The organism is Streptomyces sp. NPDC031274, from assembly GCF_055570235.1.
Genome location: NZ_JBVIHP010000030.1, coordinates 62,160 through 76,364, shown reverse-complemented (window position 1 = coordinate 76,364; position 14,205 = coordinate 62,160). Strand labels below are relative to the sequence as shown.

Annotated in this window: 13 protein-coding genes and 1 pseudogene; 5 read left to right on the top strand and 9 right to left on the bottom strand. The window is 68.5% G+C overall.

Annotation, left to right across the window (positions count from 1 at the left end):
* Window positions 1-61 precede the first annotated feature (61 nt).
* Window positions 62-649: a hypothetical protein gene (locus ACZ5CR_RS36225; protein WP_468865613.1), complete on the bottom strand. Its 588-nt coding sequence runs from the start codon at window positions 647-649 to the stop codon at window positions 62-64.
* A gap of 733 nt (window positions 650-1,382) precedes the next feature.
* Window positions 1,383-2,525 (bottom strand): FAD-dependent monooxygenase, encoded by a 1,143-nt coding sequence (locus tag ACZ5CR_RS36220; protein WP_468865610.1) that lies wholly within the window; start codon window positions 2,523-2,525, stop codon window positions 1,383-1,385.
* A 171-nt stretch (window positions 2,526-2,696) separates the two neighbouring features.
* Between ACZ5CR_RS36220 and ACZ5CR_RS36215 the strand changes: the two genes are divergently transcribed.
* On the top strand, window positions 2,697-3,032 hold the full coding sequence (locus tag ACZ5CR_RS36215) for an ArsR/SmtB family transcription factor (protein ID WP_468865607.1): 336 nt from the start codon (window positions 2,697-2,699) through the stop codon (window positions 3,030-3,032).
* Complete coding sequence (locus ACZ5CR_RS36210; RefSeq protein ID WP_468865604.1) at window positions 3,011-3,181, top strand: hypothetical protein; 171 nt, start codon at window positions 3,011-3,013, stop codon at window positions 3,179-3,181. The genes ACZ5CR_RS36215 and ACZ5CR_RS36210 overlap by 22 nt, the downstream gene beginning before the upstream one ends.
* A gap of 54 nt (window positions 3,182-3,235) precedes the next feature.
* Here the strand turns inward: ACZ5CR_RS36210 and ACZ5CR_RS36205 are convergent, their stop codons facing one another.
* The 4 genes and pseudogenes from ACZ5CR_RS36205 to ACZ5CR_RS36190 form a co-directional block, all read right to left on the bottom strand.
* The gene (locus ACZ5CR_RS36205; RefSeq protein ID WP_468865602.1) at window positions 3,236-3,535 is read right to left on the bottom strand and encodes a hypothetical protein; all 300 of its coding nucleotides are present in this window, start codon (window positions 3,533-3,535) and stop codon (window positions 3,236-3,238) included.
* 717 nt (window positions 3,536-4,252) lie between these two features.
* On the bottom strand, window positions 4,253-4,459 hold the full coding sequence (locus ACZ5CR_RS36200) for a nuclear transport factor 2 family protein (RefSeq protein ID WP_468865600.1): 207 nt from the start codon (window positions 4,457-4,459) through the stop codon (window positions 4,253-4,255).
* Window positions 4,438-5,547: pseudogene (locus ACZ5CR_RS36195) on the bottom strand (IS256 family transposase); the annotation flags it as partial. The pseudogene ACZ5CR_RS36195 and the gene ACZ5CR_RS36200, both read right to left, overlap by 22 nt.
* A 204-nt stretch (window positions 5,548-5,751) precedes the next feature.
* Window positions 5,752-6,780, bottom strand: a complete 1,029-nt coding sequence (locus ACZ5CR_RS36190) for a LacI family DNA-binding transcriptional regulator (RefSeq protein WP_468865598.1) — start codon at window positions 6,778-6,780, stop codon at window positions 5,752-5,754.
* Window positions 6,781-7,919: 1,139 nt separating this feature from the next.
* On the opposite strand from ACZ5CR_RS36190, the gene ACZ5CR_RS36185 reads away from it, so the two are divergent.
* The 3 genes from ACZ5CR_RS36185 to ACZ5CR_RS36175 all read left to right on the top strand — a co-directional run bounded on the left by ACZ5CR_RS36185 (window position 7,920) and on the right by ACZ5CR_RS36175 (window position 10,088).
* Window positions 7,920-8,609, top strand: a complete 690-nt coding sequence (locus tag ACZ5CR_RS36185) for a glycoside hydrolase family 11 protein (RefSeq protein ID WP_468865596.1) — start codon at window positions 7,920-7,922, stop codon at window positions 8,607-8,609.
* Between the two features lie 168 nt (window positions 8,610-8,777).
* Window positions 8,778-9,743 carry a glycoside hydrolase family 6 protein gene (locus tag ACZ5CR_RS36180; protein ID WP_468865594.1) on the top strand — a complete coding sequence of 322 codons (966 nt, stop codon included), beginning with the start codon at window positions 8,778-8,780 and terminating at the stop codon, window positions 9,741-9,743.
* Between the two features lie 159 nt (window positions 9,744-9,902).
* On the top strand, window positions 9,903-10,088 hold the full coding sequence (locus tag ACZ5CR_RS36175) for a hypothetical protein (protein ID WP_468865591.1): 186 nt from the start codon (window positions 9,903-9,905) through the stop codon (window positions 10,086-10,088).
* Window positions 10,089-10,294: 206 nt separating this feature from the next.
* On the opposite strand, the gene ACZ5CR_RS36170 is transcribed toward ACZ5CR_RS36175, so the two are convergent.
* The 3 genes from ACZ5CR_RS36170 to ACZ5CR_RS36160 all read right to left on the bottom strand — a co-directional run bounded on the left by ACZ5CR_RS36170 (window position 10,295) and on the right by ACZ5CR_RS36160 (window position 14,169).
* Entirely contained in the window at window positions 10,295-10,432 is a 138-nt protein-coding gene (locus ACZ5CR_RS36170) for a hypothetical protein (protein ID WP_468865588.1), read from the bottom strand.
* A 173-nt stretch (window positions 10,433-10,605) separates the two neighbouring features.
* Window positions 10,606-11,715: an endo-1,4-beta-xylanase gene (locus ACZ5CR_RS36165; protein ID WP_468865586.1), complete on the bottom strand. Its 1,110-nt coding sequence runs from the start codon at window positions 11,713-11,715 to the stop codon at window positions 10,606-10,608.
* 231 nt (window positions 11,716-11,946) lie between these two features.
* The gene (locus tag ACZ5CR_RS36160; RefSeq protein WP_468865584.1) at window positions 11,947-14,169 is read right to left on the bottom strand and encodes a beta-xylosidase/alpha-l-arabinosidase; all 2,223 of its coding nucleotides are present in this window, start codon (window positions 14,167-14,169) and stop codon (window positions 11,947-11,949) included.
* Window positions 14,170-14,205 lie beyond the last annotated feature (36 nt).

Genomic DNA, 14,205 nt, shown 5'->3' with positions numbered 1-14,205 from the left:
GGCAGTTCGGTGTGACGGGATCGCCCGCCATCCGGACGAATGAACTACTCATGGCTGCAGATCAGTTGGCGGCATTCGCCCCGAACATCGGGTAGCCGTCGTCGTTGATGTCGCTCGCGGTGAGGACGGCGCCCCAGCGGTCGTGAGAGGAGCCGGCGATGGTGGCGCCACCGGGCAGGCCGCAGGCCGAGCCCTGAAGGATCTCGACGGTGCCGCCGTCGAGGTCGGTACCGACCTTCTCGTGCTCGGCGCCGATCGCCAGGTCGTCGAGGCCGTCGTGGTGGAAGTCGCCGCAGGCGCCGACCCGGCCAAAGCCGTTACCCGCCGCGGAGGAGCCGGGCGCGCTGGTGGCGTTCTGGCTGATGGTGGTGCGTTTGGCCGACGTGATGCCGTTCGCCGGTTGGTGCAGGGTGACGAAGTCCCCGGCGTTCTTCTGCCCGGACGCTGTGGCGTTGCCCACGAAGAACGCGACGTCGCCGCGGCCCTCCCCGTTGAAATCCGTCTTGTCGTGCGTGACGGAGTCGGCCGCGTCGGCCCTGCCCGCCGACGCGGCCAGGAGCCCGCCGGCCAGAGGCGCCGACGAGGCGCTCGCTGTGGCGACACGGATGTGCGTCGGAGGCGGAGTGGTAGGGCGTATGTGCTTGGCCATGCGTTGAGCTCCTGCAGGGGACAGAGGCGTCCGGCGGACATCCCGCTTCGATGAGGTGTTGGTTCGTTGGTTTTTGTCCTGGTTCTTTTCCAGGCGTGGCCGACTGTTCGGCAAACAGGAGACTCGCAAAGGCGTCCGAGGGTTGCACGAGAAAGTGGGGAAGCGGCCGCGACGGATACGACGACGGCAAGAAGGTCCTAGGGATCAAGCGCCACCTACTGGTCGACACTCTCGGCCTGGTCACACTGCAACCGCAACATGACCCGAACCGGCGCCGCCAGACCAAGATCCGGTCCAGTTCCGGACCAGCCCCGTCCGGAGACTGCGCCAACTACCGCCCTACCAGGTCAGCATGGGTACAGCCGCTGTACCACCAGCAGACGAAGAACGTTCTTTGTTCATACAGCCCTCAGAAGCTTGGGTTCTTCTAGAGCCTGAAGTCGGGTGCCTGGAGACGCCGTTGCCCTCCAGGTAACCCGGCACGACAGACACTGAGCTCTTTCCAACCTCAGGTTTGAGGCGTGACGAAGGGCGGGGATGGTCTTCACGGCAACGGATCCTGGCGTGGGTGCTGTTGTGCCGACGTTGCCGCAGCTTGATACGCCTTGCCCGCACGGCACTTCACCTCTGCATCGCGGGAGCCTAGTCACCGGCAGCACCCTTGTCGTGACGCCCGGCTGAGAGCTGCCGCGGAGCTGCGCACCGACCGGTGACCGGTCGGTGCGGACCCGGTCTACCGGTTTGCGGCTTCGCGAGAGGTGATCCGGTTCGTGCGACCGACCGCGCGGCCCACCGCGTTGCGCACCGCGAGGCCCGGCCGGGTGCGGGGCACCATGAGCCTGGAGAGCAGACCGACGCGCCGCTGCCGCCGGCCTACCTCACGGCGGAGCCGCGACTCGTAGGCGGCGAAGGCGCGGGCGTGATCACCGGGATGGGCTGCGAGTTCTTCTGCGAGGGCGTACGCGCCCGCCATCGCCATGCTGGACCCGTCGCCCAGCAGGGCTGTCGCCGCCGCCGCGTCCCCGAGCAGTACGACCCGTCCGCGGGACCACGAGGGCACCCGGACGGTGGTCAGGGGGTCGAAGAACGGAGCCGGGTGGTCGAGGAACGCCGCCACGAGTTCCGGTGCCCGCCACCGCACGTCGGCGTAGGCGTCGGCCACGATGTGCTTGTGAAGGTCGATGTTCTTGCGGTCGTGGGGCGCCGGCTGCGCGGCCCGGAAGGTGAAGATCGCGAGCGGAGTGGTCCGCGAGGGGTGGACGACCAGCATCCGGTTCGGCACGGTCAGCATCGTCATCTCGCTCGGGTCCTCGATGGCGTCGGGTTCCAGCGGCACGGTCGCGCCGTACAGGCCCAGGTCGCTCGCGAACTGCCGCTCGGGTCCGAATACCAGGCGCCGTACGGTGGAGTGCATTCCGTCGGCACCGACCACCAAGTCGAAGCGCCGTGGCGCGGACCGCCGGAAGGTGACGTCGACCCCACCTCCGTCCTGGTCGAGAGCGGTGACCGTGTCGTCGAACAAGAACTCGGCCTCGGTCTGCGCCGACCGGTGGAGCACCTCGGACAGGTCGGCTCGGGTCACCTCGACCGTCGGCGCCTCGTCCGAGGCGAGCGGGAGTTGCAGGATTCGCCTGCCGCCGGGGTCGAGCAGGGTCAGTGACCGATTGCGGGTGGCGAGCCCTCGGAGCTGCGGGAGGATGCCCATGCGCTGGGCGACCGGGATCGCGGGCCCCTTCACGACGATCGCGCTACCACCGGAGCGCAGCTGCCGGGCATGTTCGATGACCGTCGGCCGGTAGCCATTCCGGGAGAGCCAGTACGCGAGTGCGGGCCCTGCGATTCCGGCACCGACTATCAGCACCTCGGGCTTCTTCATGACGATGACCTCTCGGAGTGTCGATGACCAGGTCCGCGGCGAGTGCCGGGCCCGGGCTCAGGGAGCTGCGGCACGTGGCAGCGAGGCCGAAAGCAAGGTACGAAATATTTCGTACCTCAGTGGAGCACACCCTTCAGGTACGATTCAAGTCGTACCTGAAGGGGGTGCCGCGTGACCGGGAAGAACCTGGCCGGCCCGGAGGCCGATGCGCTCGATCTGGGTGCGGTGTTTCGCGCCCTCGCCGACGAGCACCGCCGTTCGGTGATGACGAAGTTGGCCGCCGACCGCAGCGACAGCGAGCGGGGCTGCAACTCGTTCGATCTTCCGATCTCGAAGCAGACCCAGACCCACCACTTCCGGGTCCTGCGCGAGGCAGGTCTCATTGACGAGATCGACTACGGCAACCGCAAGGGCATCCGACTACGACGCGCGGACATCGAGAAGAAATTCCCCGGGCTGCTCGCGCTCCTGGGAACCGAGCCTCCGTGCGGTACCGCTCCTCGCTGAGCAAAGCTGAGCACACCGGGGGGGAGTCCGAGTCGGCCCTGAGCCGCGAGCTCGACCGAATCCAGCTCGCGCCCGGCTCGCAGGTAGCCGAGCACGACGCGGGCACGAAGGGGATCGGCGTCGCTTCGACCACCGTCACGCACTCGTGATCGGCGCCGAGCACTTCCGCGCGCTCCCTCACGCCAACAACCACTGAGGTTTCCTCAACCTGCGTGCGGAGCGGTGCCTGTGCCTGTGCCTGTGCCTGTGCCTGTGCCTGCCGAAAATGTCATCCATGCAGCCCAGGAGCCTGGTCGGTGGTGCGGCCAAGCGGGGCGGATTGCCGCATCGTCACCAGCGGCCAGGGCCTCGGCCAGCTCCATCCGAGCGATCACCCGGCGCTCCAGCACCGCCTCGGCCACACCGAGTTCGGCCAGGATCCGGTCCGCTTCTGCCTGGAGCTCCTCCACGGCCGCCCGGGCAACGGACTCCCGTTCCTCCAGCAAGCCGATCACCGACACCACCGGCCACCTCCCTATCGTCGAGAACGAACTGAACGTCCGAACCCTCCCTCGGCGACACCAAAACCATTCCTGATCAGCGGAAACTCGGCGATCACGACCGGAAAGACAACGGCTTCTTAGGGAAGCGTTGAGCTGGGAGAACACTGACTGGGGGTGTGGGTGGGATAGGTGTCCTTCTACTGTGGCGGTTTCGGTAGGAGGCGCGGATGGTGTCGTTGATCGAGGGGCCTCCTGCGGGGTATCCCTGACCCACTGGCCGACCGCGGCCAACGAACGCGCTCCGCTCAGCACGGCCGAGTATGCGATCAGCAGCGCGCTGACGCTTCCCGCGCCGGTGCCGCGGATCGGCCGGCGTGACCAGTCGCCGCGGCAGTCCCGGCAGTGCGCGGTGCTGACGCGAGGGCGACTTGATCAGGCAAACCTCGGCGGACTGACGGCACATCGAAGCTCCGGTTCGGCAGGGCGACTTGAGAGATCACCCGCTCCAACCGGAGCTTCGATGTGTGCGAGATGGGTCGATCGGCAGTCGTCACGCCCCTGTGACCTGCGACTTCGCAGCATCACCCGGACTCTGAAACAGCCCTGCGCTTCATGGCCTCTGCCTCTGGCTCGGCCATCAATCCGCGCGAGGGCACATCACCAGGCGGCAGCCACTGCCTGCATCTCCAGCCCGACTCACGACTTGTTCTGCAGGGATTCCTTGATGTCGGTGTGGAACTACCAGTTGCCCTCGGTCCAGCGTATTCCCTGGATCGAGCGGCTGATCTTCCATCCGTCCGCGGTCTTGGCGAACCCCAGATCGTAGGTGCCGCTCAGGGCTTCGAAGGGGCTTCCGTTCGCGTTCCGGTAGAAGTGGCTCGCGTGGACCAGCACGTGGCAGGTTGCCGTGTCGGCGTTGATGATGATGCTCTGGGGGATGAGCATGTGCTCGTCGCCGTCGAGCGCAGCTTTACCGTGCTGAAGGTCGGTTCGATCGGATGCGTCGTGCGCAGGTGGACCCAGTGCTCGGCCGGGAAGTCGTAGAACGCCAAGAGTTCATCGACGTCGTCGGTGATCTTCTTGACGGCCTTGGGCCACTTCGCGCGGTAGGCGCGCCCGAAGTCCTTCACCGCCGTCTCGGCGTGATCGCGGTCCTCGGCGTTGTAGATCTCCTGCAGCGCCTTCTTCGCGCCGGGCTGGGCCGATTTCGGCAGGGCGTTGACCACGTTCCGGGATTTGTGAACCCAGCACCTTTGATGTCTGGCCTGCGGAAACACTTCGGCCAGGGCCCGCCACAGGCCCATGGCACCGTCGCCGACGACGAGCTCGGGATTGCGCATGCCGCGCCGGCGGCAGTCCCGTAGGAGGTCGGCCCAGGACTCGGTCGACTCGCGCAGGCCCTCGGCGAGCGCGATCAGCTCCTTACTGCCGTCGGTGCGCCCTCCCATGAGGACCAGGACGCAGGAGGTGGCCTGGCCGAGGCGGACCTTGGGGTGGACGCCGTCGGCCCACACGCACACGTAGTCGGATCCGGACAGGTCCCGGTCCTGGAAGGCGGCGTGGTCGTCGCTCCACTGCTTGGTCAGCCGGGTCACTGTGGCCGGCGAGAGCCCAGCGGCCGATCCGAGGAACTGCTCCATCGCGGGCACGAAGTCGCCGGAGGACAGACCGTGCAGGTAGAACAGGGGCAGGATCTCGCTGATCTTCGGGGACTTCCGGCACCAGGGGGCGAGGATCTTCGAAGAGAACCGCTTGCGCTCGCCCGTGTCGCCATCGACCCGCTTGTCGTTTACTCGCGGCGCCTTCACCACAATCGGCCCGGCGGCGGTGGTCACCGTCCGCTCGCGGTGGTGGCCGTTACGGACCACCATCCGGCAGCCGGCCTCGTCCCGCTCGCCCACCAACTCAGCTATATATTGGCTGACTTCAACTTCCAGTGCCGCGGCGAGCATCCGCCGGGCGCCCTCACGGACGATGCCGTCCATCAGGGAACCGCTCTGGGTGGTGCCGTCCTCGTTGACTACGCTCAACATGGGCGTACCTTCCCGACCCGCGCTGCAACGCGGGCCTACTCGATGACCAGAAGTCGATCACTCGGGAAGGTACGCCCTCCGTGTTCCGCGAGCCATCCTTCCCAAGCTCGATCCACAGGTCTTGAGCATTGCTCAGGTGGCCGCGGATCCTCACATTCCCCTTCCAGAACCCGACGTACGGTCCGTGTCGCAAGTCGGCGAGCCTCAAGAAGCAGGTGGCGCCGTGCTCTTGCGGACGACGAGGCTCGTCGCCAGTTCGAGGCGCGTGGTCACCGGTTCCTGGTCGCGCAACCGCATGATGATCTGCACCGCTTCCTCGGCCATCTCCCGCAGCGGCTGGTGCACCGTCGTCAGGGCCGGGCTCGACCAGCGTGCCACCGGCACGTCGTCGTAGCCGACAACGGAGAGGTCCTGCGGCACCCGCAGATCACGCACCCGGGCCGCCTCCAGGACACCGAGCGCCTGCAGGTCACTGCCCGCGAAGATGGCCGTGGGCGGGTCAGGCAGGTCGAGGAGTTCGAGAGCGTGCTCGAAGCCGCCCTTGACGTGGAAGTCGCCGTAGCGGACGAGATTGGCGTCGGCTTCGATGCCCGCCATGCTGAGCGCGGAGCGGTAGCCGTCGAGGCGGGCGTGGGAGCAGAGCATGTCGTCGGGCCCTGTGATGATCCCGATGCGGCGATGGCCGAGGTCCACCAGGTGCCGGGTGGCGACCCGCCCCCCGTTCCAGTTCGCCGAACCGACCGAGGGTACATCCGGGTCGGGGTCGCCGGCCGGGTCGACGATGACGAACGGGATGGAGCGCGACCGCAGCCGCTGCTTGACCTCGGCCGGCAGCGCCGAGAAGACGAGCACCACGCCGCGCGGCCTGCGCTGCATGACACCTTCGATCCAGTCGGGGGCGGGCGCGTGCCGGGTGCCGCTCTCGGTCAGCACGACGCTGGCCCCGTGCGCCTTGGCGACGTTCTCCACGCCGCGGATCAGCTCCATCGCCCAGATGCTGTCCAGCTCGTGGAAGACCAGCTCGATGAGCGGCGCCTCGCGGGCGGCCCGCGTCGTGCGCCGGTAGGAGTGCGTCTCCAGGAGTCGCTCCACCTTGACTCGGGTCGGGGCTGCCACGTCCTGCCGCCCGTTGAGCACTTTCGAAACTGTCGAAATGGAGACGCCTGCCTTCTGGGCCACATCAGCCAGGGTGATGCGGCCGAACTCCTCGTCATCACGCATGCCTTGGAGCATAAGGCACGGTCAGAACCATCACGCCGTAGCGGATCTCGAAACTCGGCGAATCGGGCTTGACCGCCCACCGAGCGATACCTAAGCGTCCCGACTCGTGAAAATCCGGCGATGATGCCGAAACAATTTCGAGAGCGAGGTGAGGACCCCACGCGCACGGTTGCCGAGAACGCTCGCAGCGGGCGATGCGGCCCTGGCCCTGCTGCTCTCCTGTCCGGGTGCGGCGACGGCTCCTCCGCGACAGGCAGCCACGAGGAGATCCATGTCCTGGTCTACGGGGACGCCGCGATTGATCGGCCCCGACGCCGAGACACCGACGGCCGCCCTCGGCCGCAATCCGTTCCCCGGTGCACGTCGGCTGCCGTACGCCCTGCACGGCCTCGGCATCGAACTGCCCACGCTGTGCATGGCGTTGACGGCGGAGTTCCCTCGCAGCGAGGCTGAGGCTGTCACGGTCTCCGGCCTCCGGCCTCACCGAGGCGGACGCCACCGGAACCGAGAGTTTCGCCGCGGCCGCCGCCCTGGCCCGCGGGGCCGATCTGCGAGTTGCCGCGCTCGGCGACGCACAGGACTTTTCGGGGGCGGCACAAGCAGCGAGGGCTGCGACGCCGTGTCCCTCTCCCTGCCGGGCGCGCAGCCGAGGTCAGCATCCACCCCGCCGACACCGATGTCAGGTTCGAGCTCGCCCGCGCCGGGCCCAACACCGGCGCGCTGCCCGGGGTCGAGGTCCTACAGCTGTATCTGCACGACCCGGCACGTCCGTGATGCAGCTGGTGCGGCTGGTGCAGCAACTCAGCGACTCATCAGATCAGTACGCCTGCCGGAACTGGCGCCGCCTACACGCGCGCTTCGCGGCGGAGTCGATGCGACGGACCGAAAACTTTCCGTTCCCGCACCTTCACGTGAACAACCCACGTCACTTTCAGCCAACAGGAGATGGCGCGAACATCGCAGCTCCGCAGGCATCGTCCAAGGCCAAGAAGCCCTTCTCACTTCCTCAAGACGACAAAAGTCTTTCGCCCCTCGCATCGAAACTATTGACTCGCCCGAACCTCAAGGCCAGCATGTGCCGCACCGATCCCCCGACAACAGATGGCCCTGGGCTCTGCTGTGCCCGGCCATCACTTTCACGAGGAGGATGCGTGCACGAGGACGATACCCACACCCGGATCAGCCGCAGAGGCGTCATCGGCGGCGTCGGCGCATTGGCGCTCGGCGCCACGTCCGGCCTGCTGCTTCCCGCTTCCGCACATGCGGACACGACCATCACGACGAACCAGACCGGCACCAACAACGGGTTCTACTACTCGTTCTGGACCGACGGCGGCGGCTCCGTCTCCATGACCCTGGGTTCCGGCGGCAACTACCGTACGTCCTGGACGAATTGCGGCAACTTCGTCTGCGGAAAGGGCTGGAGCAACGGCAGCCGCAGGACCGTCCAGTACTCGGGCAGCTTCAGTCCGTCCGGCAACGGCTATCTGACCCTCTACGGCTGGACGTCGAACCCGCTCGTCGAGTACTACATCGTCGACAACTGGGGCACCTATCGGCCCACCGGCACCTACAAGGGAACGGTGACCAGCGACGGCGGCACCTATGACATCTACCAGACGACGCGGTACAACGCGCCGTCCGTCGAGGGCACCAAGACCTTCAACCAGTACTGGAGCGTGCGGCAGTCGAAGCGCACCGGCGGTGCCATCACCACCGGAAACCACTTCGACGCGTGGTCGCGCGTCGGTATGCGTCTGGGCAGCTTCAGCTACTACATGATGCTGGCCACCGAGGGGTACCGGAGCAGCGGCAACTCCAACATCACCGTGAACGGCTGATCCGGCCTCGCGGCTGCTGCGTACCGCTCCGGTGCGCAACAGCCGCGAGCAACCCGTTCGTACGACCTGCTGACCGACCGTGCAATGGGGAGCGCATCCGATGGGAGCGCTCCCCACGCTCACCACCGACCACCCGTCGCATCCCTGTCAGAAAACCGAGGTTCCGTCATGCGCCGCAGACTGCTCGCCCTGGTGGCAGCGCTCTCCTCGCTGCCCCTGGCGCTCGCCACCGCACCGTCCGCCCACGCGGCCGACCCGACGACCATGACCAACGGGTTCTACGTGGACCCCGACTCCAGCGCGAAGCGGTGGGTCGCCGACAACCCCGGAGATGGCCGGGCGCCCGCGATCAACGCCTCCATCGCCAACACCCCGACGGCCCGCTGGTTCGGCTCCTGGAGCGGCACCATCGGCACCGCCACCGGCGCGTACGTGGGCGCCGCGGACGCCCGGGACAAGCTGCCCGTCCTCGTCGCCTACAACATCTACAACCGCGACTACTGCGGCGGGCACTCCGCGGGCGGAGCCTCCTCGCCGTCCGCCTACACGAACTGGATCGCCCAGTTCGCGGGCGGGATCGGCAACCGCCCGGCCGTCGTTGTCCTCGAACCGGACTCCCTCGGCGACTACGGCTGCATGACCCAGGCCCAGATAGACGAACGCGAGGGCATGCTCACCGGCGCGCTCGCCGAGTTCAACCGCCAGGCTCCCAACACCTGGGTCTATCTTGACGCCGGCAACCCGGCCTGGGCGAGCGCGGCGACCATGGCCCGGCGCCTCCACGAAGCCGGCCTCCAAAAGGCCCACGGCTTCTCGCTCAACGTCTCCAACTACCTGACCACGGCGGAGAACACCGCGTACGGCAACGCCGTCAAGAGTGAACTGGGCGCCCGGTACGGCTACACCAAGCCGTTCGTCGTGGACACCAGCCGCAACGGCAACGGCTCCAACGGCCAGTGGTGCAACCCCTCTGGCCGCCGTACCGGAACCCCCACCCAGCTGGGCGGAGGCGCCGAGATGCTCCTGTGGATCAAGGTCCCGGGAGAGTCCGACGGCAACTGCGGCGCCGGAACCGGCTCCTCGGCCGGACAGTTCCTCCCCGAGCTCGCCTACAAGATGATCTACGGCTACTGATCCGGGACCGCTCACGGTATCTGTCGTCGACGCAGGAGGTTCTGCCCCTTCGGGCGGTCGCCGCGTCGGTGGCAGGCCGGGACCGGGAGGATGTCGCGTCGGTCTTCGGGGTTGTCGCTGACCCGCCGACAACTGGCGAGTTACGGGTGACAACCACCCATGACCATGAACCTCTCCCCCGCCGCGCGCGAGACGTTCCTGCTGCTCGCGGCGGAGCCGGGCATCACCGTGTACGACCTCGGACCACGCGTGGAACGTGCCCGCGGCGAACGCCGCGGTGGCGAGGCTCTTCGCCGACCCCGCCAGGGCCCCGCGCCACGACCGCAATCTGGTCCTGTAGCCTGACGGCCGACGCCGCGGACAGGTTCGCCGCGTCGGCCAGATCCCGGCCGACGCCTGCACGCGCCGACTGCGTCACCCCTCCTCTGTGAGCGCCCCGGTGGACCCGGTCAGCAGCTGCTGTTCCTCCGCGTCAACAGGCTCAGCCAGTAGCGCCCGGTACAGGTGACCGTTGTCCTTGGAGGAGAAGAGGCAGCACATCTGGAGGTTCTTCAGGCCGCCCAGGAGGTCGGGACGTCGATGTTCTTCGTGGTCGAGTGCGACGGCACGCAGGTCTGGTAGACGAGGAACCAGGTCTTCTGCGGCGCGAAGTAGAACACCTGCGACCAGTCGTCGAAGCTCGTCCGCACCAAAATCCAGCCGCCGGATGTGTCGGCGGTGGTGGTGAAAACGTGTCACTTCCCCTTGTGGCAGACCACCGAGGGGTCCTTGACGGAGACGACCGGGTGCGTGGCGTCAGACTGCAGGGTGATGAGCGGGCCGGTCGACGACCGCCATGAGCGTTCTTCGGGTGCGTACGCGGTCAGTCGTCCTTCGCGCCGGCGATGAGCGCGGCCCGGATAGCGTCGTAGGCAGGCTTGTGCCGCAGGTTCTCGTCCCAGGGCAGGGCGGCGCCTTGCCCCTCGAAGACGGAGGGGATCCACGAGTGCCGGTCGGAGTAGCCCCACACCGTGATCCCGACGCACCGCCGCACGGCGAGGCAGGCGCTCGTGACCTTCCCGTACCAGTCGGCCTGTTGGGCCAGCTTCGTCTCGTCCGCGGGCAGGATCATGCGGATGTCGAGTTCGGTGAAGGCGACGTCGACGCCGAGATCGGCGAAGCGCCGGAGGTTCTCCTTGATGCCCGCGGGCAGGCCGTACTGGAGGGCCAGATGGCCTTGCAGACCGAAGCCGTCGATCGGGACGCCGTCCGCCTTGAGCTGCTTGATCAGCCCGTGGTACGCGTCCGACTTCGCGCCGAGTCCGTCGACGTTGTAGTCGTTGAGGTACAGCTTGGCCTTGGGATCGGCGGCGCGGGCCCAGCGCAGCGCGTCGGCGATGTAGCCGGGGCCGATGGTCTTGTAGAAGATGTTCTCCCGGTACGTGCCGTCCTCGTTCATGATCTCGTTGGCGACATCCCACGCGAAGACCTTGCCGCGGTAGTGCTTCACCACGTTCGTGATGTGGTTCTTGAGGATGGAACGCAGTTCGTCGGCGGTCCAGGTGCCGGAGGTCAGCCAGTCCGGCAGCTGGCTGTGCCACAGCAGGGTGTGGCCACAGACCTTCAGACCGTTGGCCCGCGCGTAGTCGACGATCTCGTCGCCCGCGGTGAAGTCGAAGACGCCGCGCTGGGGTTCGGTGGCGTACCACTTCATGGCGTTGCCGGGGGTGGTGGTGCCGAACTCGCGCCCGAGCAGGTCGGCGTACTCGGTGTCGGCGAGCTCCGGGTTGTCGACGGCGGAGCCGAAGTAGCGGCCGCTCTCGCGGGCGAGGTCGTTCAGCGTCTTCGTCCGGTGCTTCCCGTCGGCGTCCGCGTGGGCGGCCGGGACGACGGCGAGACCGAGCAGCAGGGCCGTTGCCGCGAGGGCTGCGCCGACGGCGGATCTGGTTCGGGTGGTACGGGTGCTGCGGGCGGCACGGGTGGACGTGCGCATGGTGCGGCTCCTCAACTCGATGGGATATCAACTCGCGGAGGTGGGCGGGGCGTTGTCGGTACGCGACTGACCACACCGGGCCGGTCCGAAGTCCGACGAGCGGTGGTGTGCCGTGCGGTGGCGCCCGGGCTCCGGGCCGCCGGACCGGCGGCGCGGAGCCCGCGTCATGGGCCAGGCGCCACAGGGACGTCGTGGCGCGCCCGGCGGCCCGGAACCCGCGGCTGACGCCGTCTACTTGACGCGCATCTCGCACCGCATCCGCCGCCCGTGCCCGACCTCCCGCTCCGCCCCCGTCAGGGTGAGGGAGACGGTGTGGTGGACGCGTTCGCTGGACGCGGCAAAGCGCAGTTCGAGCGCGCCGGGTTCGACGACACGGCGGCCGTCGGCGCCGGTGTACGCGGCGAGGTCCGCCGGAAACGTGGCGTGGACTTCGGCGGACGCCCCGGCCTCGAGCGGGACGCGGACGTAGCCGACGAGCCGGACTTCCGGGCGGGCCACGGTGCCGACCGGGTCGTGGAGGTAGAGCTGGACGACCTCGGTGCCGGGCCGGTCGCCGGTGTTGCGGACGGTGAGGCGCAGGGTCGTCTCGCCGTCGGTGGGCAGTTCGGGGGCGTCGCACTGCGGGGTGTCCCAGGCGAACGTGGTGTACGCCAGGCCGTGCCCGAACGGGTAGAGGGCGGTGGGGTCCACATTGCTGGCGCCGTTGTGGCGGCCGAGCGGCGGTGCGAGATACGGGGCGGGCTGGCCGCCGGCGGCCCGCGGCACGCCGACCGGCAGTCGGCCCGATGGCTCGACGCGCCCGGTCAGCACACCGGCGACCGCGCCGCCGCCTTCCTGCCCGGGCAAGAAGGCCTGGATGACGGCCGCTGCCCGGTCGGCCCAGCGGCCGAGCGCATAGGGGCGGCCGCTGAGCACGACGATGACGGTCGGCGTCCCTGATTCGAGCACATCGTCGAGCAATGCGCCCTGGCGATACGGCAGTTCCAGGTCCTCCGCGTCGCAGCCCTCCCCGGAGGAACCACGCCCGAACAGGCCGGAGCGGTCGCCCACCACGGCCAGGCAGACATCCGCCCGCGCCGGTTCGTCGACGAAGGTGGCGCCGGGCAGCTCCGTCCGCAGGGCCTCGGCGAAGGTGGGGACTTCGACGCCCGTCGGCAACTCGGGGTGATGAACGCCCACATGGCGGGGGAACGTGTAGCAGCCGAGCATGGCAGCCTGCTCGTCGGCGAGCGGTCCGACGACGGCGATGCGCAGCCCGCTCGCAAGGGGCAGCAGACCGGAGTCGTTGGCAAGCAGGACGACTGATTCCTGCGCCATTTTACGTGCCAGGTCCCGCATATGAGGGGGGTTCAGTTCGATGGGGGTGTCCGCGGTTACCGGCTCCCAGTCGGGGTCGAGCAGCCCCAGTGCACACTTCTGCTCCAGGACCCGCAGCGCGGCCTGGTCGAGCAGCTCGACGGGGAGGGAGCCGGCTTCGGTGAAGCAGCGGACGGAGGGCAGTTCGACGTCGACCCCTGCCGCGAGCGCCAGGCCGGCGGCAGCTTCGGTGGAGTCCGCCACCTTGTGCGCGGACTCCAGGAGCGAGACAGCGAAATAGTCGGAGACCACCGTGCCCGTGAACTGCCATGTCTCACGCAGGAGTTGGGTGAGGAGCGCGGTGTGGGCGTGGGCGGGCAGTCCGTCGATGTCGTTGTAGGCGGGCATCACCGAGCGGGCGCCGCCGTCCCGTATCGCCATCTCGAACGGCGGCAGGATCACGTCGGCGAGTTCGCGCGGTCCGAGCGAGGCCGGGGCGTGGTTGCGGGCCGCGCGGGAGGCCGAGTACCCGGCGAAGTGCTTGAGGGTGGCGACGATCCCGGCCGCCTCCAGGCCCCGTACATAGGCGGTGCCGATGGTGCCCACCAGGTACGGGTCTTCGCCGATGGACTCCTCCGTGCGACCCCAGCGCGGATCTCGTACGACGTCCAGGACGGGCGCCAGACCCTGGTGGATGCCGACCGCGCGCATCGACGTACCGATCGACTGTGCCATCTCGGTCACCAGGGCCGGATCGAAGGTGGCGCCCCAGGAGAGCGGTGTCGGGAAGACGGTCGCCTGCCAGGCGGTGAACCCCGTCAGGCACTCCTCATGGGCGAGCGCGGGCAGCCCGAAGCGGTTTCCGGCGCGTATCCGTCGCTGCAGTGCGGCGAGCCGGGCGGCGCCCGTTGCCGGCTCGACCGGGACAGTGCCGAAGGGGCGGGTCAGCTGACCGAGGCCGTGCGGCAGGAGCGCGTCGAGGGCGGGGCTGTCGGCCGCGTACGCGTGCTGCCCCGGCGCGACCTCGGGGCTGTCGTCCTCCGCCCCCAGCCACACGCTGGACAGTTGGGCGGCCTTCTCCTCGGCGGTCATCCGGGCGAGCAGGTCCGCCGCCCGGACCTTCGCGGGCAGGGTGGTGTCCTGCCAGGGCTGGGCCATGAAACTCCTCAAGTGCGGTCTGTAAAGGGCGTGTTG